Here is a 21,650-nt window from a genome sequence, read left to right on the forward strand (position 1 = left end):
GCCCGGGACCCCGCCCGGCCGATCGGGCAGGATCAGCGGGTCGCAGGGCGTCGCGAGCCCGGCGAGATCCGCCGGACAGGGTCCTACGCCAGGAAGTCCCGCGCAATCGACTCCGCCGCCCGCTCGAGCAGCGGCCCGGCCTGCGCCATGCAGACCGCCGGGTCCGGCTCCAGCTCCAGCAGGGAGTACGCGCGGCTGATGCCCGCCTTGCCGAGGGCCTCGGGGGACAGGGCGAGCCGGCCGCAGACCGCGACGACGTCGATGCCCTGCGCACGGGCCGCCGCGGCGACGCCGGCCGGGGCCTTGCCGTGGAGGGTCTGCTCGTCGAGGGAGCCCTCGCCCGTGATCACGAGGGTCGCGCGCTCCAGGGCCGACGCGAAGCCCAGGATGTCGAGCATGACCTCGATGCCGGGGCGGAAGCTCGCGCCGAGCGCGACCAGCGCGCCGTAGCCGATGCCGCCCGCCGCGCCCGCACCCGGCGACTGCGCCTGCTCGGGGCCGAGGACCGACGCGTAGTGGGCGAGCGCCGCGTCCAGCGCGGCCACGTCGTCCGGCGAGGCGCCCTTCTGCGGTCCGAAGACGGCCGGCGCGCCCTTCGGGCCGGTCAGCGGGTTGTCGACGTCGCTGGCGAGGACCAGGCTGACGTCCCTGAAACGCGGGTCGAGGCCCGAAAGATCCGCTTCGGCCAGCGAGATCAGCGCGCCGCCGCCGGGGCCGACCGGCTTGCCGTCCGCGTCCAGGAAGCGCGCGCCCAGCGCGGCCAGCATGCCGGCCCCGCCGTCCGTCGTCGCGCTGCCGCCGACACCGAAGACGATCGTCCGCGCCCCCGCGTCGAGCGCGGCACGCAGCAGCTCACCGGAGCCGTACGTGGTCGCGGTGAGGGCCGCGAAGACCCCTTCGGGGAGGTGCTGGAGGCCGGAGGCCTCCGCCATCTCCACCACGGCGGTGGTGCCCCGCAGGGCGTACGCCGCGGTCACGGGCTCGCCGAGCGGCCCGGTCACCCGTACCTCACGGCGCTCGAAGCCCGCTGCGACGGCCGCCGCGACCGTGCCGTCGCCGCCGTCCGCGACGGGCAGCGTCTCCACGGGAAGCCCGGGGACGATCCGCCGCAGCCCCGCCGTCACCCGCTCCGCGACCTGTACGGCCGTGAGCGAGCCCTTGAACTTGTCCGCCGCCACGAGCACTCGCGCGGCAGTAACTGCTCCGTCCGCCACCTTGCTATCCCTTGCTTTCGAACGTGCAGTCGCGCCGCCCCGACCCTATCCGCACCCCGAGACGGTGTGCCACCCCCTGATGAGACGGTATTTCGTACCATAGTGGGGCGTCATGAGTACGGAACGTACGGGACCGATCGATCAGCCCGCGCCGCCCGGTCCTTCACCCGGCGTGTTCAAGGCCCCTCGGACGGCCGACCGGATCCTCGGCGGCTGGCTGGGCAGGATCGCCGGCAACATGCTCGGGAAGCCCGTCGAACGCGGCGACTACTGGACGCGCGAACGCATCGACCGCTACCTGCGGCTCACCGACGCGCTTCCGCTCACCGACTATCTGCCCGAGCCGCCCCCGGGCGCCGCAGCCGATTTCGAGCTGCGCCCGGAGTGGCGGCAATGCGTCCGCGGCCGCATCCACGGCAGCTGCCGCGACGACGACGTCGACTACGCGATCCTCGGGCTCCATCTGCTGGAGACGCACGGCTTCGCGTTCACCACCGAGCAGGTCGGCGAGCTGTGGCTGCTGCGGCTGCCGTATCTGCAGACCTTCACGGCCGAACGGGCCGCCTACCGCAACCTCACGGCCGGACTGAGGCCGCCGCTCACCGCCACCCACGACAATCCCCACCAGGAGTGGATCGGTGCCCTGATCCGCGCCGACATCTTCGGCTGGACCTGCCCGGGCGATCCGTACCGCGCGGCCTCCCTCGCCCGCCGGGACGCGGTGCTGTCCCACACCGGCAACGGGGTGTACGGGGCGATGTGGGCCGCGGCGATGATCGCCGCGGCGTTCACCGCCACCGGTGCGCGCGAGGCGATCGACACGGCCCTGGAGCACATCCCGGCGAGCAGCCGCCTCTCCCGTACCGTCCGCCACGCGACCGCCCTGTACGACGCCGGCCTCACCTGGTCCGACACGCTCACCGAGCTGGACCGGGAGACCGGGAGCCTCGGCTGGATCCACACGGTCCCGAACGCCGCGATCATCACGGCCGGACTCCTGTACGGCGCCGGGAACTTCACCGACACGATCGCCCTCACCGTCCGCGGCGGCCTGGACACCGACTCCAACGGCGCGACGGCGGGTTCGGTGGCCGGTGTCCTGTGCGGCGCCTCCGGTATTCCGGCCCAGTGGACGCAGCCGCTGGAGGACCGGGTGCGCAGCGCCGTGTTCGGATTCGACGGGGCGCACATCGGGGAACTGGCGAACCGGACGGCGCGATTGGCGGCAGCGTGACCGGAAACTGTCTCCCACCGGAGCACTTGATCGGCACAATGGCCAGGTGCCCGAGTACATGGAAGTTTCGCTGACGGACGGTTCACAGGTGCGGCTGGAGCTGTCCGGGACCGGTGAACCCCTAGCCGTGCCCGGCCGGACGGCCGGCCCCGACGATCTTCCGGAGGGCTTCGGATCGGCGGTGCCCGTGGCGCGTGGCGGAGAGGGGCGCGCCGCGACGCGTGCCGCCGACGCACTGCGCACCGCTCTCAGACCGATGGGTCCGCTGCTGGACGAGATCCACGCCTCGGTGGCGTCCGCCGAGAACCCGCCCAGTGAACTCACGGTCGCGTTCGGCGTGGAGATCGGGCAGGACCTCAAGCTGGGCATCGTCGGGGCGAACGGCAAGGCCACGATGACCGTGTCGGCCACCTGGCAGCCCAGGGAGCGGCAGAACTGACACATGGGCTGGTTCAGACGGCCGGCGGCCCCGGCCACCCGTCTCTCGGTGCTGTACGCCGACGGGCGGACGGCCGCGGGCGGCGCGGCGCTGCTGTCCGCGCGCAAGGTGCTGACCTGCGCGCATGTCGTCAATGACGCGTTGGGGCGGGATCTGTACGAGACCGGGCGGCCGGCCGGCGCCGAGCTGCTCATCGCCTTTCACGCGGCGTCCCACGGTGAAGCCGGACCCGTCCGGCGGGCCGCCCGGCTGTCGGTCTGGGTGCCGCCCGGGCCCGCCGCGTCCGCGCTGGTGTGGCGGGGCGACCTCGCGGTCCTCGAACTGACCGAGCCCGCGCCGCCCGGACCGCGCCCGGTGGTCTGGCGCGACATGGCCGAGGGCCAGACCCTGCGGGCCTGGCACGGCGGCGGTGCGGCGATCACCTTCGCGGACACCCACGTGAAGCTCCAGGAGGGCCGCTTCGGGTATCTGGACGGCGAGCTGTCCGGCGCGGCGATCGGTCCCGGCTTCAGCGGCGGCCCGCTCTGGTCGCTGGACGACGCCACCGCGGCCGGACTGGTGGTCGCCCACGTGCTGCCGGAGCGCGAGCGCCCGCTCGGCGCCCAGGACACGGTGCGCCGCAGCTGGGCGGTGCCCTGGCAGACCGTACGGGACGAGCTGGAGCGGGCCGGGGCGGCGGAGGTGCTCGCCGAGTGCGCGGTCCACAGCCCGGCGCCGCCGGACGATCCCGCGACCGCGCCGCTCACCGCCGAGCTGTGGCAGCTGCTGGGCGATCCCGTGCGGCGGGCCCAGCACGCGCGTGCGCTCGCGGCCACGCTGGGTTACGAACCTCCCGCCGGTGAATCCGCCCCCTCTGTCGAGGAGTTGGCGGCGGTACTGACGGTCGAGGATCGTGCACTGGCCACGCTGAGCGAGTCGCTGGCGCCCGCGGCCGGGACCGGGCCGGGGCGCGAGAGTCTGCACCGGCTGCTGATCGCCGGGCAGCTGGCCGGTGCGCGGCTGCTCTCGGTGGACGAACACCGCCTGCTCGTCGCGGAACTTCAGTCGGTGGTGGAGGCCGACGCGACGCTGCTGCCGCGTGCCGCCCGGGAGGCCCTGCGCTACACCCCGCTGCCCGCGCCACTGCGCGCGGCCCGGCTGTCCCGCGCCGATCTCGCCCTGGTGGTGGGCGCGTTGGAGGCGTACCGGGACGGCGGCCCGCTGCCGGACGGCACCACGCCGGTACCCGCCCTGCTCAAGCTGGTGGAGTACGCGGCCGCGTGCGCCCCCGCCCCCTCGCGCAGGGCGCTGGCCGACTGGTCCGACCGGGTCGCCGGGCGTCTCGGGGTGCACCGGGCCGCGCTCTCCCAGCGGCGTGGCGACGCGGCGGCCTGGGCAGCCCACCGGCCCTCGCCGGTCGTACGGCTGGTGGTCGAGGTCGGCATGGCACCGGCCGATCCCGAGGGCCACTTCCGCTGCGACGTCTGGGAGGTGCGCAAGGACGGCGCGGCCGCCCGGCTCGCCGCGGCGGACCGGCCGCGCAGCGCCCCGGAAATAGGCCGGCTGATCCGCGAGTCCGCGGAACGCGCGGCGGGTGACGGCGGCCCCCCGGTCGACCAGATCGATGTCGTCGTCGGCCGGGAAGGTCTGGAGCTGGCCTTCGACGAGTGGGACGCGGGAAGCCCGCTGGAGTTCCTTCCCGGGGTGCCGCTCGGCGTCACCTACCGGATCGCGCTGCGCTGCCCCGAGGTGAGCGCCCGCGCGCCGCGACGCGATGCCGAGCTGCGGCGGCGCTGGGAGAGCGGGCACACGGTTCCGCTGGTCGTGGACGAGAGCTGCACCTCGCCGGAGCGGGTGTACGCGATGCTGGAGACCAGCCATCGGGACACCGCCCAGGTCGTGGTGCACGGTCCGCGCGCGGACCGTGAGCGGCTGGTCCAGCTGTGCCTCGCCGTCGGCGTACCGGTGGTGCTCTGGGACCGTGAGGCCGAGGGGCACGAGCACGCGCACCGCCTCGACGCGGTCGCGCCCACCGGTCCGCTGCATCAGCTTCCCGAACGCATCCGGCACTTCAGGGCCGAGCGATACGGCGCCCCGGACCCGGGCACCGCGCGGCCGGCGCTGGTGTGGGAGGACACCGAACTCCCGCTGCCAGGCGGGCTCGAACTGCTTGATCCCGCGGAAGGAGCGGACATCCGATGACGGAACGTCATGGCGAGGCGGCCGACTGGCGGCTGTTCCACGGAGATGGACAGGCCCGTGCGGTCGCGTTCCCCGAAGCCCCGCCGTGGCGCCGCTTCGACGGCGGGGGCGATGGCGGCGGCGGCGGAGGCGCGGGCGATCCGGGCACGTCCGGGCCGCTGCCCTATCTGATCGGACCCGCCGAGGCCGACGTGGTCAACGCGGCGCTGCACCTGCGCCGCCCGTTGCTGGTGACCGGCCGTCCCGGAACCGGCAAGTCGTCGCTGGCCCGTGCGATCGCGTACGAACTGCGGCTCGGCCGGGTGCTGAGCTGGCAGATCAACAGCCGGGCCACCCTGCAGGACGCGCTCTACCGCTACGACGCGATCGGCCGGCTGCGCGAGGCGAACCTGCGCCGCGACCGGGGCGAGGCGGCCGAGGAGCTGGGCATCGGCTCCTATGTGCGGCTCGGCCCGCTCGGCACGGCGCTGGTGCCCGGCACCCGCCCGCGCATGCTCCTCGTCGACGAGCTCGACAAGGGCGATGTGGACCTGCCGAACGATCTGCTGAACGTCTTCGAGGAGGGCGAGTTCGAGATTCCCGAGCTGGCGCGACTGCCCGAGGAGCAGTCGTCCGTCGAGGTGCTGACCGCCGATCCGCAGTCCAGGACCGAGGTGGTACGCGGCCGGGTGCGCTGCTCCGAGTTCCCGGTCGTCGTCATCACCAGCAACGGCGAGCGCGACTTCCCGCCGGCCTTCCTGCGCCGCTGCATCCGGCTCGATCTGCCCGAGCCTGACGAGGACCGGCTGCTGGAGATCGTGCGGGCCCATCTGGGCGACGGGACCCGGCTGGACGGGGCGGACGAGCTGCTGCGCGCCTTCCTGGCCCGGCGCGGGCGCGGTGAGCTGGCCACCGACCAGCTTCTGAACGCCGTGTTCCTGCGCAAGGGCGGGGTGGACCTGGACGCGGACGGGCTGCTGGACGCCGTACTGCACCGGCTCGGCGGGACGGTGTAGCCGAAGTGTGGCAGGAGCTGCGGCGGGTCCTCGGCGACGGCGGCGTCGAGCTGTCGAACGAGGAGCTGCTGGACGCGGTGTGGCTGGCGGGACGGCTGCCGCCGGGCGCGGCGACGGCCCTCGCCGCCGCAGCGCCGCCGGCGCACCAGGCGCCGGACACCGAGGAGTCCGGGGAGTTCGGGCCGACGGCCCGCCCTCACCAGGAAGAGCCCTCCACCGACGTGTTCCCGGGCGGAGCGACACCGTCGGTCCAGGGCGCAGGCGACAGCACCGGTGCCCCGTCGGGGCGCGGGGGCGCACGTCGCGGCGCCGAACTGCACGGCCCCCCTACGCCCCGCGCGGCGGACGCCCCCGTCTCCCGCCCCGCCGTGCCCGTACGCGCCCCGGAGGCCAGGGCCCTCGCCTCCGCCGAGCTGCGGATCGGCCGCGCCCTGCGCCCGCTCAAGCAACTGCGGCCCGACCGCCATGCCTGGGAGCTGGACGAGCCCGCCACGGTCACCGCCATCGCCGAGACCGGTCTGCCGGACGTGGTGCTGCGCCCGGCCAGGACCCGCTGGCTCGATCTCGTTCTGCTCGTGGACGACGGGGTGTCGATGCTGCTGTGGCAGCGGCTCGCGGCGGAGACGCGGACCCTGATGGAGCGCAGCGGCGCGTTCCGCGACGTACGGGTGTACGCGCTGGACAGCCGGGGCTCCGACGCCCCGGTACTGCGGCACCATCCGTTCACGCAGGACATCGCGGCCCTCCCGGTGAACGCCATCGCGGATGCGGGAGGCCACACCCTGCTGCTCGTCGTCAGCGACGGCGTCGGTCCGGCCTGGCGGGACGGCCGGATGCACCAGGTCCTGGAGCGGGCGGCCCGCAACGGCCCGACGGCCGTGCTCCATGCACTCCCCGAGCGGCTGTGGGACGGCTCCGGCATCCGTGCCGAGCCCTGGCGGGTGACCACGCGCCGGCGCGGCGCGGCCAACCGGACCTGGCGGGTCGCCGACCCGGTGCTGCCGCCCGAACTCGCTCCGTACCGAGGCGTTCCGGTGCCGGTGCTCGCGCCCACCCCGGAGTCGGTGGGCGACTGGGCGCGGCTGGTCGGCTCGTCCGGTACCTCGATGGTGCTGCCGCTGCTGGCTCCGCGTACGCCGCCCCGCCCCTACGCCGCCACGCGCACGGGCGGCGGTGACGCCCTGCTGCGCTTCCGGGACGCGGCATCCCCTCAGGCGTACCGGCTCGCCGCCCATCTCGCGGCGGTCGCACCGGTGTCGGTGCCCGCGATGCGGCTGGTCCAGGACGCGCTCGGCCCCGAGGTCGACACGGGGCATCTGGCGGAGGTGTTCCTCGGCGGTCTGATGCGCGGTGCGGACGGGCCGGAGCGGGATCTGCTGCCGCAGCACCGAGGCTTCGACTTCGCGGAGAACGCCCGTCGCATCCTGCTGGACACGGTGCCGCCCGCCGAACTGGTCCGCACCACCCGCGCGGTCACCTCGCGCATGGCCGAACTCACCGACCGGACGGCGGGCTTCCCGGCCTGGCTGCCGCACCCTTCGGGCCGGGACGGGGTGGCGGACGGTGCCCGGCCGTTCGGCTGGGTGGACGACCGGCTGCTGCGGCGGCTGGGGATGCCTGCGCCCACGGCCGGCCCTGCTGAGGCGGAGGTGTCCGGGGAGGCCTCCGCACCGGTGTCCGGCCTGTCGGACACCGGGACGGATACGGAGGCGGAGACGGGGACGGACACGGAGGCGGGGGCGGGTGCGCCGGAACCGCGCCCGTCCTTGCCGGCGTTCGTCGACCGGCCCGGCTCCCACTGGGTCTCGCTCCAGTGGGAGGGGCCGCGGTCCGCCGGGCCGTACCGGCTGGTGGCCCGCAGACTGGGCGGCTGGCCGAGGATCGGCGTCTATCTCGGGACCGCGGACGACCATGCCTCGTACGCGATGCTCCGCATCCCGGAGCTGGTGGACCGTTCGACCGCGTACGACCTGCTGACCACCGAGGCCGAGGCGCTGGCCCGGCTCGGCGCCGAACACGCGCCCCGTCTCCTCGGCATGAGCACCCGGAGCGAGCCGGGGTGGCTGGCCACCGAGTGCCTCGTGGACCCGACGAGCGGGGAGCCGGCCCCCACCCTCCGCACCCACCGCACCGGCCACGCCGCCCTCCCCGCGGCGCAATTCCTTTCCGTCGGCCGCCAGTTCGCAGCCGCGATGGCCGAAGCCCACCGCGAGGGCCTCGTCCACGGCACCCTGCTCCCCAACTCGGTGCTCCTCGCCGGGGAGGACGTACGGGTCACGGGCTGGATGACCGCGTCGGTCGACGGTGCGCACAGCAGCCACCGCGAGGCGTTCCGCCAGCAGGTCGCGTACGAGGCGCCGGAGCTCGTCGACGACCCGGAGGCACCGACCCCGGCAACCGACATGTTCGCGGTGGGATCGATCCTGCTGGCGGCACTGACGGGCGAGCCGGATTCGTCCTTCTTCTCCCTTCCGCTGCTTCCACGGGTCGCCGGTGTGCCCGCCGAGGTCTCCTCGCTGCTCGTGAACTGCCTCGCCGAGGACCCCTCGGCCCGTCCCACCGCGGACGAACTGCTGTGGGCGTTCGCCCCGGACAGCCGGCCGGCCGTCGTCCTGGACGCCGTACCGCTGGGCGCGGGCGGCGACGGACGGCCGGTGTCCCTGGACATCAACGCGCCGGATCAAGGCGGTCTCGGCCCGCACGGTCTGATCCGGGGCGGCACCGACGCCGGCCGGCACGACCTGCTCACCGCCATCGTCCTGGATCTCGCCGCTGCCCACTCCGCGGACGCCCTCACCGTCGTCTGCGCCGACTACAGCGGCACGCTGCGCCGCTCGGCGCTCTCCGCGCTGCCCCACGTCGTCTGGTGCGAGGGCGTCGGCGGGCTGCCCGTGCGGCTGCGCGAACTGACCGGACTGCTGCTCAAGGAGCGTGTCAGGCGTACGGATTCCGAAGCGGCGGACCTTCCCCGGCTCCTGGTCGTCCTCGGTGACCTGGACCGGATCGCCGGCACCGAGGAGTCCTTCTTCGCCCTTGCCGACGAGGCAGCGGCCCTCAGCAGGTGCGAGGGCGTCCATGTGATCGTCTCGCAGCAGGGACGCAGCGCACTGCTCGATCTGCTCGCCCCTTCGTACATGATCGAGCTCGGCTCTCCGTACGCCCGGCTCCGCTCCACCACGGCCACGCCGGTCGACTTCAGCCCCGCTCCCCCGCACACCTCGCCCGCCCGGGGCTGGGACCACGACGAGCGGCACGCCTACGGGGTGACGCTGCTGCGGGACGGCCGCCCCGAGCTCGCACTGCGGGTGCTCAGCGATGTGGTCACCGCCCGCGAGGCGGCACTCGGCCCCGAGCACGAGGCCGCGCTCAGTTCCCGCTACGAACGGGCCTTCGCCCTTCTCTCGCTGGGCCGGAACGCCGAGGCCCTGGAGGAGTACCGGCAGGTGGCCCAGGACCGGTCACGCGTGCTGGGCCCGGACCACCCCGGCACCCTCGACGCCCGCCAGCAGGCTGCCTTCTCGCTCGGTCTGCTGCGCCGGTACAGCGAGGCCCTGACCCTCTACCTCGAAGTGCTGTCCAAGCGCGAGCGGTTGCAGGGTGCGGCCCATGAGGACACCATGCGGTGCCGCCACAACGTGGCCTCCACACTGGCCTCCATGGGCCGCCTCACGGAGGCGTACAAGGTGGCACGCGACACCTATCGGGCTCGCGCGGACGAGCTGGGCGAACTGCACGCCGACACCCTGGTCACGCTGCATGAACTGGCGCTCGTCACGGCCCGTATGGAGCGGTGGGCCGAGGCCGCCGAGCTGTACGACGCGGTGGCGCGCGGCTGGACCCGGAACCTGGGCGCCGGACATCCCGACACGGTGGCCGCGGCAGCCAACGCCGCCACGGCACGGCAGCGGCTCGGCGGCCGGAAACAGCCGCCCGCTTCCCCGAAGAGCGGGGGCTGACGGGTGTCCGGGAATGTCCGGTGACGTTCGGGTGTGTCCGGTGTGACGCGCGTGATCCGCGGGCCGATTACGCTTCCGCCGTGACCACCAACGGATACTCCGCGTACATCGCGTCCCTGCCCCGCGTCCTCGCCGGTGCCGCCACTCTCTTCCGGGACGCCGATGGGCGGGTGCTCCTCGTCGAGCCCAACTACCGTGAGGGGTGGGCGCTTCCGGGCGGGACGATCGAGTCCGACGCCGGAGAGACGCCGCGCGAGGCCGCCCGGCGGGAGACGCTGGAGGAGATCGGACTGGACGTCGAGCCTGGGCGGCTGCTCGCGGTCGACTGGGTGCGGGGGGCGGCGCGGCCCCCGATCGTCGCGTACGTGTACGACGGCGGGGTGCTGAGCGGGGAGCGGTTCAGGGCGATCCGCCTCCAGGAGGAGGAGCTGATCTCCTGGAAGCTGGTGGCGCCCGACGAGATCACGACCTATCTGCTCGACTCGCTGGGCCACCGCGTCCTGGCGGCGCTGGACGCGCTGACGAAGGGCACGGGTCCGGTTGAGCTGGTGGAGGGGCGTCCGGCGGGCTGAGGTCCGGACTGCGGCCCGGTAATCCGTTCGCCGCCGCGCCGCGCCGCTGCGTACGCTCGCTGCATGACTCTCGTCGCGATTCTCAGCGGCGCCGGTATCTCCACGGACTCCGGCATTCCCGACTACCGCGGGCCGAACGGGCTGTGGCGGCGCGATCCGGAGGCCGAGAAGCTCGTCACGTACGACTACTACATGGCCGATCCGGAGATCCGCCGCCGGGCCTGGCGGATGCGGCGGGACGCACCGACGCTGCGCGCCGAGCCGAACGCGGCGCACCGGGCGATCGCCGGGCTGGAGCGCGAGCGGAACGGCGTGGCGGTGCGGGTGATCACGCAGAACGTCGACGGGCTCCACCAGCTGGCCGGAATGCCCGAGCGCAAGGTCCTCGAACTCCACGGCACCGCACGCCAGGTGGAGTGCACGCGCTGCCATGTGCGCTCGCCCATGAAGGACACGCTCGTGCGGGTCGCCGAGGGTGAGGAGGACCCGCCGTGCCGGGTCTGCGACGGGATTCTCAAGTCGGCGACGGTGATGTTCGGGCAGCGCCTCGACCCGGTGGTGCTGGGCGAGGCGATGGGCATCGCGAAGGCGTCCGAGGTCTTCATCGCGGTCGGCTCCAGCCTCCAGGTCCAGCCCGCCGCCTCGCTCGCCGGGATCGCCTCGGAGAACGGCGCCCGGCTCATCGTCGTGAACGCCGAGCCGACGCCGTACGACGAGCTCGCGGCCGAGATCATCCGCGAGCCGATCGGTACGGCGCTTCCGGCGCTGCTGAAGCGGATCGGCGACGGCCCCTTCCCGTGACCGGGGCTGTGCCCCGGGCCCCGCGCCTCCATCGCCGGGAGGGCTCGACAGGAGCCACGTCCGGCGATCGAGGACACGCCGGAAGGGCGGACGGGCCCTAGAACAGCGCGTCCTCCGGGGCTCCGCTCTCGAAGGCCAGCAGACGCTGCTTGCGGTCGAGGCCGCCTCCGTAGCCGGTCAGACCGCCCGTGGAGCCGATGACGCGATGGCAGGGCACGATGATCCCGATGGGGTTCTTGCCGTTGGCGAGGCCGACCGCGCGGGAGGCGCCGGAGTTGCCGAGCGCGTCGGCGAGATCCCCGTACGTACGGGTCTCGCCGTACGGGATCAGGCACAGCTGCTCCCAGACACTGCGCTGGAACGGTGTGCCCGCGAGATGCAGGGGCAGGTCGAAGTCCGTCAGCTCGCCCGCGAAGTAGGCGTCGAGCTGGCGGATCACTTCGCCGAAGGGGCGGGGGTCGGGTTCACCGAAGGTCTCCTCGGCGGGGCGGTGGCGCTGTTCGGTCATGTAGAGGCCGCTCAGGACGGAGTCGGTGGCTACGAGGGTGAGCGGTCCGTACGGGCTGTCGACGACGGTGTGGTTTCTCGTCATGATCACTGTCCTCAGGCGGGCAAGCGGTTGATGGGGTGATCGCCGGTGGCCCACAGGTACTGGACGGCGTAGGCGCGCCAGGGCCGCCAGGCCGCGGCGCGGGCGGTGAGCGCCGCGGGGGTCGACGGCAGGCCGAGGTCCTCGGCGGCACGGCGGACGCCCAGGTCGGTGGGGAGGAACGCGTCGGGGTCACCGAGCCCGCGCATCGCGACGACCTCAATGGTCCAGGGGCCGAAACCGGGCAGTGCGGAGAGCTGGGCGCGGGCCTCGCTCCAGTCGCTGCCGGCGCCGAGCCGGAGCGTGCCGTCGGCGAGAGCGCCGAGCAGTGTGGTGAGGGTGGTGCGGCGGCTGCGTGGGAAGGCGAGGGTCTCCGGGTCGAGTCCGGCGAGTGCCTCGGGGGCCGGGAAGAGATGGGTGAGGCCGCCCTCGGGGTCTTCGACCGGGGTGCCGTGGGCGGTGACCAGCCGGGCGGCGTGGGTGCGGGCGGCGGCCGTGGAGACCTGCTGGCCGAGGACGGCCCGTACCGCGAACTCCGCCACGTCGACGGTGCGCGGCACCCGCCTGCCCGGCGCCTTGTCGACGAGCGGCGCGAGCAGCGGGTCGGTGCGGAGCTGGTCGTCGATGGCGACGGGATCGGCGTCGAGGTCGAGCATCCGGCGGCAGACGCTGATGGCGAACGTCAGGTCACGGTGGTCGGTGAGGGACAGCCGGCAGGCGATGTGGTCGGGGCGGGGAGCGAGGGACACGATGCCGTGGCCGTGCGGGAGTGTGAGCGTGCGACGGTAGGCGCCGTCGCGCCACTCCTCCACGCCGGGGACGGCGGTCGCGGCAAGATGCCCGAAGAGATTGTCGGGGTTGAGGGGCGCCCGGAATGGCAGCCGCAGCGCGAGCACGCCGGGGGTCGCCCCGACCGGCTCCTTGCCGCGGCCTGCCGCGCGGGTGCGCAGGTCGCTCGGCGAGAGCGCGAACACCTCGCGGACGGTGTCGTTGAACGTCCGGATGGAGGAGAAGCCGGCGGCGAAGGCGACCTCGGCCATCGGCAGCGCGGTCGTCTCGATGAGCAGCCGGGCGGTCTGGGCGCGCTGTGCCCGGGCCAGAGCGAGCGGGCCCGCGCCGACCTCGGCGAGCAGCTGGCGCTCGATCTGCCGGGTGGAGTAGCCGAGCCGGGCGGCCAGTCCGGGCACGCCCTCGCGGTCGACGACGCCGTCCTGGATGAGCCGCATGGCGCGGGCGACGGAGTCGGCGCGGGCGTTCCACTCCGGGGACCCGGGGCTGGTGTCGGGGCGGCACCGCTTGCACGCCCGGAACCCGGCCTGCTGGCAGGCGGCCGCGCTGGGGTAGAAGGTCATGTTCTCGGCCTTGGGCGGTACTGCGGGGCAGCTGGGGCGGCAGTAGATCCGGGTCGTCAGGACCGCGGTGAAGAACCAGCCGTCGAAGCGGGCGTCCTTGGACCGGACGGCCCGTACGCAGCGCTCTGTGTCGGTGTGCATGGCGGTGTGCACGGCGGGATGCATGGCTCAAGCATCGGGTAGCGGGAGCGGGCGTCGCTGGCGGAAAAACGACATCAACGCGGCGGGGCCAGGGCAGCCTCCCGCAGCCTCGACATCCGCATCGTGCCAAGACAGCCTCGGCATCGCACTTGGCATCCTTCGGATCCCGCCGGCCGGCACAAGCTGCGCGCGGCTACGGCTTGATGTTCTGGTTCACATGGAACAGGTTGCCCGGGTCGTACACCCGCTTGACCTCGACGAGGCGGTCGTAGTTGGTCTTGTAGTTGGCCCTGATCCGGTCCTGGTCGTCATCGGCCATGAAGTTGATGTAGCCGCCTTCCTCCGAGAGCGGTGCCGTCGCCTCGTAGTAGTCGCGCACCCAGGCGATGTTGGCCTCGTTGTCCGCGGGATCCGGCCACATGCCCGCGATGACCGTGGCGAACGAGGCGTTCCGGTATGCGAAGGCCGTCGCGTCCGGTGCCACGCGGTGGCAGGCTCCGTTGATGGGGTAGATGTGGGCCGTCGAATTGACGGCGGGCACACGCGACCCGTGCTCGAGATGCGCCGCGATCACCGCGTCGCTGAGCTCGGTCACGAAGCTCGCCTTCCAGTAGTGCTGCAGGCCAGGAGGGTAGAGCGCGTCGAACGCGCTGTTGAGCGCGGGATACGGCATGGGGCCGACGTGCTCGGCCACCACCGGTGCCATGTCACGGAACACCTTGACGGCGCGCTCTCCTTGATCGAGGGAACCGGCCCAGCACGCCACGACCAAGGCGAACCGATCGCCGTGCCGGTTCTCCGGGATGAACGGCAGGGGCGGCGCGATCTGGAAGCCGGGGAACCCGCCGAGTTCCTCCGGTGCGTCGGCGATGAGTTCGCGGAACGCGCGCAGAACGGTGCCGGCGTCGTCCAGTTCGTAGAGCATCGGTCCGCCGTAGACGTCCTTGACCGGACTGAGCCGGAACTCGAAAGAGGTCACCACGCCGAAGTTGCCACCGCCGCCGCGGATGGCCCAGAACAGGTCGTCGTGCTCCTTCTCGCTCGCGACGAGGAACCGGCCGTCCGCGGTCACCACATCGGCCGAGACCAGGTTGTCGCAACTCAGGCCGAGACCCCGGGCCAGGTATCCGATGCCGCCGCCGAGCGTGAGCCCGCCGATGCCGGTCGTGGAGACGATTCCGCCGGTGGTGGCCAGGCCGAACGCGTGGGTCGCCGCATTGAAGTCGCCCCAGGTCGCTCCGCCCTCCGCGTGCGCTGTCCGTCGCCCGGGATCAACACGGACGCCTCGCATACCGGACAGGTCGGCGACCACGCCGTCGTCGCAGGTGCCGAAGCCCGGCACGCTGTGCCCGCCACCGCGCACCGCCAGGTCGAGCCCCGCCTCTCGCGCGAAGTCGACCGCGGCCATGACGTCTCCGGCGTTGACGCACCGCACGACGACCGCCGGGCGCCGGTCGATCATGGCGTTGTGGATCTTGCGTGCTTCGTCGTAGGTGTCGCTGTCGGGGGTGATGACCGCCCCGCGCACGCGTTCCCGCAACTGTTCGACCGAGGGCTTGCCCATGGCCACCGCTCCTCGTGCATCACTCCTGGAATCCCGCTCGGAAGACAAGCCGCTCCGCGGCAGCGGACACGACCCGAGCCCCCACTGGCTCGACACCCCGACACCCTCTGCGACACGCCTGCCGCCTGGCCTGGCCTGGTTCCAGGCTACGCCGATGAAGCGAGGCCTCAACCTGACGGCCCCGCTCGGTCCCGACGGGCTCATCGGTTGCGATCACCGTCAGGCATTGGAAAGGTCCCAGCCGTGGGCCGGGGCAATCTGCAGGTCCGAAACGGAGTCCGAAATGGCACGAGTTCTCTACACGGCTGAGGCAACGGTGACAGGCGGTCGCGTAAGCGGCCACGGGCGCACGAACGACGGAGCCCTGGACGTCCAACTCCGTACGCCGAAAGAAATGGGCGGCGAAGGGGGCGGCACGAACCCCGAACAGCTCTTCGCAGTGGGCTATGCGGCCTGCTTCGAGGGTGCACTCGGCGTGGTGGGCCGTCGCGAGCGCATCGAGACGGGCGACGCCTCGATCGACAGTCGTGTCAGCCTCTTTCCCACCGAGGATCGTGGTTTCAAGCTTGCCGTGGAGCTCCACGTAACCCTGCCGCAGATTCACGATCCTGAGCAGGCAGCGGGGATCGTCGCTGCCGCGCACCACGTGTGTCCCTACTCGAATGCCACACGCGGCAACATCGACGTCACGCTGACCGCCAACGGTCACGACGTCGACTCGGACGGGGACGGGGACGGGTGAGCCTCTGCCCGTGATCACCTGAATCCGAGCCGCCCCTGGCCTCTGCCGCGACCGGGATTGGTCACGTTGGGCGGTGTTGTGCGGGGTTGACGCCGTCGCTATCGACGAGGAGGTGGCGGGGGCCTCGCAGGGACGGACTCGGGCGGTAGGGCGGTGGGTCGGCGACGAGTCGCGGGTTCACCAGCCGGCGTGCGAGTTCGGTGAGGGCGATCTGTGTCTCGGGACGGGCCAGTGGGGCTCCGAAGCAGTAGTGGACGCCGCCGCCGAAACCCAGGTGCTCGTTGTGCTCGCGGTCGGGGTCGAAGCGGTCGGGGTCGGGGACGCAGTCCGGGTCGCGGCTGCCGGCGGCCGGCACGAGTGCGACCGGTGAGCCCTTGGGGATGGTGGTGCCGCCGACCTCGATGTCGTCGAGGGTGTTCCGGCTGTTGGACAGGATCTGCACGGGAGGTTCGTAGCGCAGGAGTTCCTCGACCACCCGGGCGGCCAGATCGGGTTCGTCGCCGCGGCGCAGCCGGTCGAGCACGTCGGGGTGCCGCAGAAGGGTGAGCATGCCGTTGGTGATGAGGTTGACGGTCGCCTCGTGGCCGGCGACGAGCAGCAGGGCCGCGTTGCTCAGTACCTCTTCCCGTGTCATTCCTGCGTCGGGGCCGTCATCGCCGATGAGCCCGGAGAGCAGGTCGTCGCTCGGTCGGCCATGGCGGGCATCGAGCAGCTGGGTGAAGTACTGACCGAGGTCGGCCATGGCCTTCGTGCGTCTGCGCTGCCGCTCCGCGATCCCTCCGGCGGTCGGGTCGGCGCTCTTGACGACCGCGTCGGACAGTGCCTGCAATCGCGGTTCGTCCTCGCGGGGTACTCCCAGCAGCCTGCAGATCACCGTGACCGGGAACGGATAGGCGAAGTCGTCGACGATGTCGACGCGGGCCGTGCCGGACCGGGCCTTGCCCGCGAAGTCGTCGATCAGACTCGTCACGATCTCGACCAAGTCGGGAATCATGCTGTCGACCCGCCCGGGGCGGTGGGGCGGGCCGAAGTTCCGCGTCAGCAGGCGCCGGATTCGGTCATGTTCGGGCGGGTCGATCCCGATGAAATTGGGCGGGAGCCCGGGAGGGCCCTCCTCCGACGTCTGCTCCGGGGTGTGGGCGCCCAGCTCCGGGAGGTTGCGCAGGTCCGAGCTGAGCCGTGGGTCGTGGAGCAGAGCGACGATCTCCCGGTAGGTGCTCACGACATAGCTCCCGTCCTCCTCGCGCGGCACGGGTGTCTTGCGCAGCTCGGCGTAGAGCGGGTACGGGTCAGCACGGTGGGAGGGATCGAGGATCTGCTGCCAGATGCTGGTCTGATCCATGGTGAGCGTCTCCCGCAACTCGGGGATCAGGGACGTGCGGTGGCCCGTGCAGGGGTCACAGGTACGTTCTGCGGACCAACGCGGCCCGCCGTTCGCTGGGTCCGTGACCGGTCACCACGACCGTGGCCTGAGGGGTGGGCCGTTCCGGGACCTCGGCCGCGACCGGGCGCCCGTCGGTGGACTGGTCGACGGTACGGAAGGACGGCGGGAACGGCGCCGCCCGGTCGATCAATCCTGCATAGAACTCCAGCCACTTGGCCTGGTTGAAGGCGACCGCCGCGGTGATCCGCCCGCGGTAGCCGTAGACGGCGACGAAGCGGCGCTCGGCCACCGATCCCTGGGCGATGACGACCTGGTCGGCATGGGTCGGGACGCCGACGGACTTGATCTCGGTACCGAACAGGGTGGACCAGAACTCCGGCAGCGCCAGGTGCGGCCAGCGCTCACTCTGGGCGCTGATCATGTTGTGCGCGGCGATCCCCGCCTGGGCGACCGCGTTGCCCCAGTGCTCCAGGGCGAGGTACTCGTAGTCGTAGACGGGGTGTGGGCAGCGGGCCACGTCGCCTGCGACGAACACATCGTCGGTCACGACGCCGTTGGCGTCGACAGCGCGGCACCCCGCATCGCACGCCACCCCCCAGCCCCCTGCCGCCAGCCCCGAGCCTTCCAGCCATTCGACGTTGCGGATGCTGCCGAGCGCGGCCACCGCCACTTCGACGTCCAGAGTGCTGCCGTCGGACAGACGGGCGCGCCGCAGCCTCCCGCTGTCGTCGCCTTCCAGCGCCTCGACCCGAACGCCGCACCGCAGGTCGACGCCATTGTCGCGCTGCATCTGCGCCGCGACCCCGCCGATCACCGCGCCCAGTGCCCCGGCCAGCGGAGCCGGCCCCCGCTCGAGGACGGTCACCGGCACATCGAGCTCGCAGCAGGCGGAGGCGACCTCGGAGCCGGTGAACCCGGCACCGATGACCACCACCCGGCCGGGTCCGGCTGCCAGCCGTTGCCGCAGCTCGTCCGCGTCTTCCGGCGTACGCAGTGCGAACAGCCCGTCGAGCCCGGCCTCCGCCTCGTTCGGCCACGGGCGGGCCCGCACACCGGTGGAGATGAGCAACCGGTCGAAGCCCACCTTCTCGCCATCGGCCAGGAGCACCTGCTTGCCGCTCAGGTCAAGACCCGTGGCCGCGACCCCGAGCCGCCAGTGAGCGTCGAGCTCGTCGCGGCGGGGCAGTCCGGTCCGCCGCGCCGGAACCCGGCCCATGAGGACCTGCTTGGACAACGGCGGCCGGTCATAGGGTGCGTGAGGCTCGTCCCCGATCACGGTCAGCGAGCCGGTGAAGCCCTCCCGGCGCAGCGTCCAACCAGCCCGCAGGCCGGCCAGGGACGCCCCGACAATGACGATGCGCCCCGTACGCCTGAACGCTTCCCCAGGGCCGGGGGCGGCCACGTGCGTCTCGGGCGCGGGCTGCCGGATCCGGGTGTCGTCACGGTCGAGGAAGATGGCTTGGACCGGGCAGGCCGCCGCGGCCCGCTCGACCTTCTCCCGCTGCGCGTCGTCCGGATCGGTGTCGTACAGCAGCGCCTCGTCCCCGTGGATGGCGAACACATCCGGCGCGGCGAATGCGCACTGTGCGTATCCCTGGCACCGTGTGAGATCCACGACGACCTTCATACGGACGCCCCTTCCGAGCCTTGCGGATCGGCCGTTTCGTCCCACCACCACGCGCGCACGCCATCGCGTCTGCATTTTCAGTGGAGCACGGCCCGCCACGGACGGCACCCCGCCGCGGGCCCGGCCGAAACGCCGCAACGGCAGGCTCTGACGGCCCGAGCTCCCTTTATGTCGGATATATGCGTGAAAGGTGCACAATCGAAGGAGAGGAGCACGGTGACAGAGCTCCGCCTGGAGGCTGATCAGATGCCCGGGACCCGGTCTCATTCGCGCTACGCCCCGGATCGGGGACTCACCACCCGCATGGTGACGACGATGTTCCTGATCGGACTGCTCTATGTCGTCTTCGTCGGCGTCCTGCTGGCCGTCCTCCGGGATTCATGGCCCATCATCCTGGTGATCGCGGGCGTTCTGTTCATCGCGCAGTTCTGGTTCAGCGACCGGATCGCGGCCTACAGCATGGGCGCCCGCGAGGTCACCCCCGAGCAGGCGCCCGAGCTGCACGGGGCCGTGGACCGCATCTGCGCCCTTGCCGACATGCCCAAGCCTCGCGTGGCGATCGCCGACAGCGATGTGCCGAACGCCTTCGCCACCGGCCGCAACCAGAACGCCGCGCTGGTCTGCGCCACCACCGGCCTGCTCCGCCGTCTGGAGCCGGAGGAACTGGAGGGTGTCCTCGCACACGAGCTGTCGCACGTCGCCCACCGCGATGTCGTGGTGATGACCATCGCCTCGTTCCTCGGCGTCCTCGCGGGCGTGATGATGCGTGTCTGGCTCTACAGCGGGCTCGGCCGGAACAGCCGCGACAGCAACACCGCCATCGCGATGCTGGTGATCCCCCTGGTCAGCGCGGTCGTCTACGTGATCAGCTTCCTGCTGACCCGGCTGCTCTCCCGCTACCGCGAGCTGTCCGCCGACCGCGCCGCCGCGCTGCTGACCGGCCGCCCGTCGGCACTCGCCTCCGCGCTCACCAAGGTGACCGGCCAGATGGCCAGGATCCCGACGCAGGACCTGCGCAAGGCGGAGCCGTTCAACGCCTTCTGGTTCGCGCCCGCGTTCTCCTCCAAGGAGAGCCTGGGCAGGCTGCTCTCCTCGCACCCGACGCTGGAGCAGCGCCTGGACCAGCTCGGCAGGATCTCGGCGCAGCTCGGCCGCACGTGAGAATCGCAAGCCGATCGTGAGGTTCTGCCCGTGGGACTCCTCGACACCATCCTCGGCCGCAGCAAGCCGGTACGTCCCGACCTCGACCAGCTCTTCGGCCTGCCCGCCGCCGCGATCACCCTCCAGGCGGGTGCCGGGTTCACTCCGACCGGCATCGGCTCGGTCTGCTTCGCCAGTGTCGAGGGCGGCGCCTTCGCCGGGGTTCAGGAGGAGGTACGGGAACTGCTCGACGCCGACACCGGCCGGGGCGGCATACCCGTCGAGTTCAGCCAGGACGCCTACGGCTACACCTGGCTCCTCGCCCGCCATCCCGCCGACGACACGGCTTCGCTGGTCAATGACCTGCACGCGGTCAACACCCTCCTCCAGGACGCCGGTTTCGGCCCGCAGCTGCTCTGCTCCCTGATCGGCTTCCGCGAGGCCGCGGGGGAACGCGCGCTGGCACTGGTCTATCTCTACAAGCGCGGCACCTTCTATCCCTTCGCACCGCTTCCCAAAGCCGGCGAGAGGCGCGACAACGCCCTGGAACTCCAGGTCAGGGCGTTGCTCGCGGACGACCTGCGGATCGAGACGGACCTGGGCCGCTGGTTCCCGGTGTGGGGCGCGCCGGGGCTCGGCGGGACGGATCACAGCGGCAGGAGCAGCTGAGCCCGTCCGATCTCGTGCACTGATCAGAACACCCGAAAGCGCTCGGCTCCGCCACGGCAGTGTCCTTGCCCTGGCGGAGCCTTCCGCTTGCCCGGCCCGGATCAGTGGCCGTCGCCGGCGACGACCGTGAACCGCTTGGTGAAGGTCCTGCCGCCGTCCCGGGACTCGTGGACGCCGGCCTGGGTGGCGGCCAGGATGTGCCGGGCGTCGACCGCTGTGAGCGCCTGGGTCTGTCCGCCGGGCACCGTGCCCGCCTTCTGCCAGGTGGCACCGCCGTCGGTGCTCCGGTTCAGCCCGCCCGAGTCGTCGAGTCCGTACAGCGCCTCGGGCGCCGCCCACGAGAGGAAGGCCATCGCCGGCTGCTTGCCTGCCGCGAAGGTCCTTCCGCCGTCGGTGCTCTTCGCGATCCCCTCGGCTGTGGTGGCCAGCACGATGTCCGGGTCGTCGGGGCTGACGGCGATGTCCAGCGCCTGGACGCGGGCGCGGTCGTCCCAGGCGGCTCCGTCCTTGCTGACGCGCAGCAGGGCGTTGGTGCTGTCGTAGCCGTAGATCGTGTGGTGGGCGTAGTCGAGAGCATGGAAGTCGGCTTCGCCGGCCGGCGAGCGGGTCTTCCAGGTCTTCCCTGAATCGGTGCTCTCGATCAGCCCGCGGTTGGCGGGACCGCCGGTGCCGGGGGCGGGGTGGCCGCTGGCCAGGAAGGTCCTGGCCTTGGCCACGGTGAAGCCCATGAAGTCGTCGTTGCTTCCGCCGACCCGCACCGCTGCGCCCTCCTTGCCCGGGGTGAAGATCCCTTCGTGGGTGGCGACGTAGAGCTGCTGGTCGGCGGGGTCGATGCCGAGGCCGTGAACGTGGCCGTGCAGCGCCGCGGATGACTCCGTGGCAGTGGTGCCGGAGTCACCGGGGTCGGCGGAGTTGCCGGGATTGCCGGGGTTGCCGGGGTTGCCGGAGCAGGCGGTCAGCGCGAGTGCGAGCGCGAGGACCGCTGTGGCGGCGAGGGGCCGCTTCCGTGTGTTCTTCATCTTCCTTGTCCTGCCGAGGATGGGGGCGTAC

Annotated in this window: 17 protein-coding genes; 10 read left to right on the plus strand and 7 right to left on the minus strand. The window is 72.4% G+C overall.

Annotated elements, in window-relative coordinates:
• Nucleotides 1-83: 83 nt before the first annotated feature.
• Nucleotides 84-1,214, minus strand: a complete 1,131-nt coding sequence (locus ACWGI8_RS16755) for a glycerate kinase (RefSeq protein ID WP_453661579.1) — start codon at nt 1,212-1,214, stop codon at nt 84-86.
• A 112-nt stretch (nt 1,215-1,326) separates the two neighbouring features.
• On the opposite strand from ACWGI8_RS16755, the gene ACWGI8_RS16760 reads away from it, so the two are divergent.
• The 7 genes from ACWGI8_RS16760 to ACWGI8_RS16790 all read left to right on the plus strand — a co-directional run bounded on the left by ACWGI8_RS16760 (nt 1,327) and on the right by ACWGI8_RS16790 (nt 11,392).
• Complete coding sequence (locus ACWGI8_RS16760) at nt 1,327-2,448, plus strand: ADP-ribosylglycohydrolase family protein (protein ID WP_453661581.1); 1,122 nt, start codon at nt 1,327-1,329, stop codon at nt 2,446-2,448.
• Between the two features lie 58 nt (nt 2,449-2,506).
• Nucleotides 2,507-2,887, plus strand: a complete 381-nt coding sequence (locus ACWGI8_RS16765) for a CU044_2847 family protein (RefSeq protein WP_453661583.1) — start codon at nt 2,507-2,509, stop codon at nt 2,885-2,887.
• 3 nt (nt 2,888-2,890) lie between these two features.
• Nucleotides 2,891-5,068 (plus strand): VMAP-C domain-containing protein, encoded by a 2,178-nt coding sequence (locus tag ACWGI8_RS16770; protein ID WP_453661585.1) that lies wholly within the window; start codon nt 2,891-2,893, stop codon nt 5,066-5,068.
• Nucleotides 5,065-6,063, plus strand: a complete 999-nt coding sequence (locus tag ACWGI8_RS16775) for an AAA family ATPase (RefSeq protein WP_453661587.1) — start codon at nt 5,065-5,067, stop codon at nt 6,061-6,063. The genes ACWGI8_RS16770 and ACWGI8_RS16775 overlap by 4 nt, the downstream gene beginning before the upstream one ends.
• 5 nt (nt 6,064-6,068) lie before the next feature.
• The gene (locus tag ACWGI8_RS16780; RefSeq protein WP_453661588.1) at nt 6,069-10,019 is read left to right on the plus strand and encodes an SAV_2336 N-terminal domain-related protein; all 3,951 of its coding nucleotides are present in this window, start codon (nt 6,069-6,071) and stop codon (nt 10,017-10,019) included.
• Nucleotides 10,020-10,099: 80 nt separating this feature from the next.
• Nucleotides 10,100-10,591 (plus strand): NUDIX domain-containing protein, encoded by a 492-nt coding sequence (locus tag ACWGI8_RS16785; RefSeq protein ID WP_453661590.1) that lies wholly within the window; start codon nt 10,100-10,102, stop codon nt 10,589-10,591.
• A gap of 63 nt (nt 10,592-10,654) precedes the next feature.
• Nucleotides 10,655-11,392 carry an SIR2 family NAD-dependent protein deacylase gene (locus ACWGI8_RS16790; protein ID WP_453661591.1) on the plus strand — a complete coding sequence of 246 codons (738 nt, stop codon included), beginning with the start codon at nt 10,655-10,657 and terminating at the stop codon, nt 11,390-11,392.
• A 97-nt stretch (nt 11,393-11,489) separates the two neighbouring features.
• On the opposite strand, the gene ACWGI8_RS16795 is transcribed toward ACWGI8_RS16790, so the two are convergent.
• The 3 genes from ACWGI8_RS16795 to ACWGI8_RS16805 form a co-directional block, all read right to left on the minus strand.
• Nucleotides 11,490-11,984, minus strand: a complete 495-nt coding sequence (locus ACWGI8_RS16795) for a methylated-DNA--[protein]-cysteine S-methyltransferase (RefSeq protein WP_453661593.1) — start codon at nt 11,982-11,984, stop codon at nt 11,490-11,492.
• An 11-nt stretch (nt 11,985-11,995) separates the two neighbouring features.
• The gene (locus ACWGI8_RS16800; RefSeq protein WP_453661601.1) at nt 11,996-13,474 is read right to left on the minus strand and encodes an AlkA N-terminal domain-containing protein; all 1,479 of its coding nucleotides are present in this window, start codon (nt 13,472-13,474) and stop codon (nt 11,996-11,998) included.
• Nucleotides 13,475-13,667: 193 nt separating this feature from the next.
• A complete protein-coding gene (locus ACWGI8_RS16805) occupies nt 13,668-15,038 on the minus strand; it encodes an FAD-binding oxidoreductase (protein WP_453661594.1) in 1,371 nt (456 codons plus the stop codon).
• Nucleotides 15,039-15,321: 283 nt separating this feature from the next.
• Here ACWGI8_RS16805 and ACWGI8_RS16810 point away from each other — a divergent pair, with 283 nt between their 5' ends.
• Nucleotides 15,322-15,780 carry an organic hydroperoxide resistance protein gene (locus ACWGI8_RS16810; protein ID WP_453661603.1) on the plus strand — a complete coding sequence of 153 codons (459 nt, stop codon included), beginning with the start codon at nt 15,322-15,324 and terminating at the stop codon, nt 15,778-15,780.
• 61 nt (nt 15,781-15,841) lie between these two features.
• Here the strand turns inward: ACWGI8_RS16810 and ACWGI8_RS16815 are convergent, their stop codons facing one another.
• Together ACWGI8_RS16815 and ACWGI8_RS16820 are read right to left on the minus strand one after the other, a co-directional pair.
• A complete protein-coding gene (locus ACWGI8_RS16815) occupies nt 15,842-17,122 on the minus strand; it encodes a cytochrome P450 (protein WP_453661596.1) in 1,281 nt (426 codons plus the stop codon).
• 55 nt (nt 17,123-17,177) lie between these two features.
• Nucleotides 17,178-18,779 (minus strand): FAD-dependent oxidoreductase, encoded by a 1,602-nt coding sequence (locus ACWGI8_RS16820; protein WP_453661597.1) that lies wholly within the window; start codon nt 18,777-18,779, stop codon nt 17,178-17,180.
• Nucleotides 18,780-19,037: 258 nt separating this feature from the next.
• On the opposite strand from ACWGI8_RS16820, the gene htpX reads away from it, so the two are divergent.
• Together htpX and pspAB are read left to right on the plus strand one after the other, a co-directional pair.
• Nucleotides 19,038-19,952, plus strand: coding sequence for a zinc metalloprotease HtpX (htpX, locus tag ACWGI8_RS16825; protein ID WP_453661605.1), 915 nt, complete (start codon nt 19,038-19,040; stop codon nt 19,950-19,952).
• 30 nt (nt 19,953-19,982) lie between these two features.
• Nucleotides 19,983-20,600 carry a PspA-associated protein PspAB gene (pspAB, locus tag ACWGI8_RS16830; RefSeq protein ID WP_453661598.1) on the plus strand — a complete coding sequence of 206 codons (618 nt, stop codon included), beginning with the start codon at nt 19,983-19,985 and terminating at the stop codon, nt 20,598-20,600.
• Nucleotides 20,601-20,701: 101 nt separating this feature from the next.
• Here the strand turns inward: pspAB and ACWGI8_RS16835 are convergent, their stop codons facing one another.
• Complete coding sequence (locus tag ACWGI8_RS16835) at nt 20,702-21,619, minus strand: F510_1955 family glycosylhydrolase (protein WP_453661600.1); 918 nt, start codon at nt 21,617-21,619, stop codon at nt 20,702-20,704.
• Nucleotides 21,620-21,650: the final 31 nt, after the last annotated feature.

This window comes from Streptomyces sp. NPDC054841, assembly GCF_053611045.1.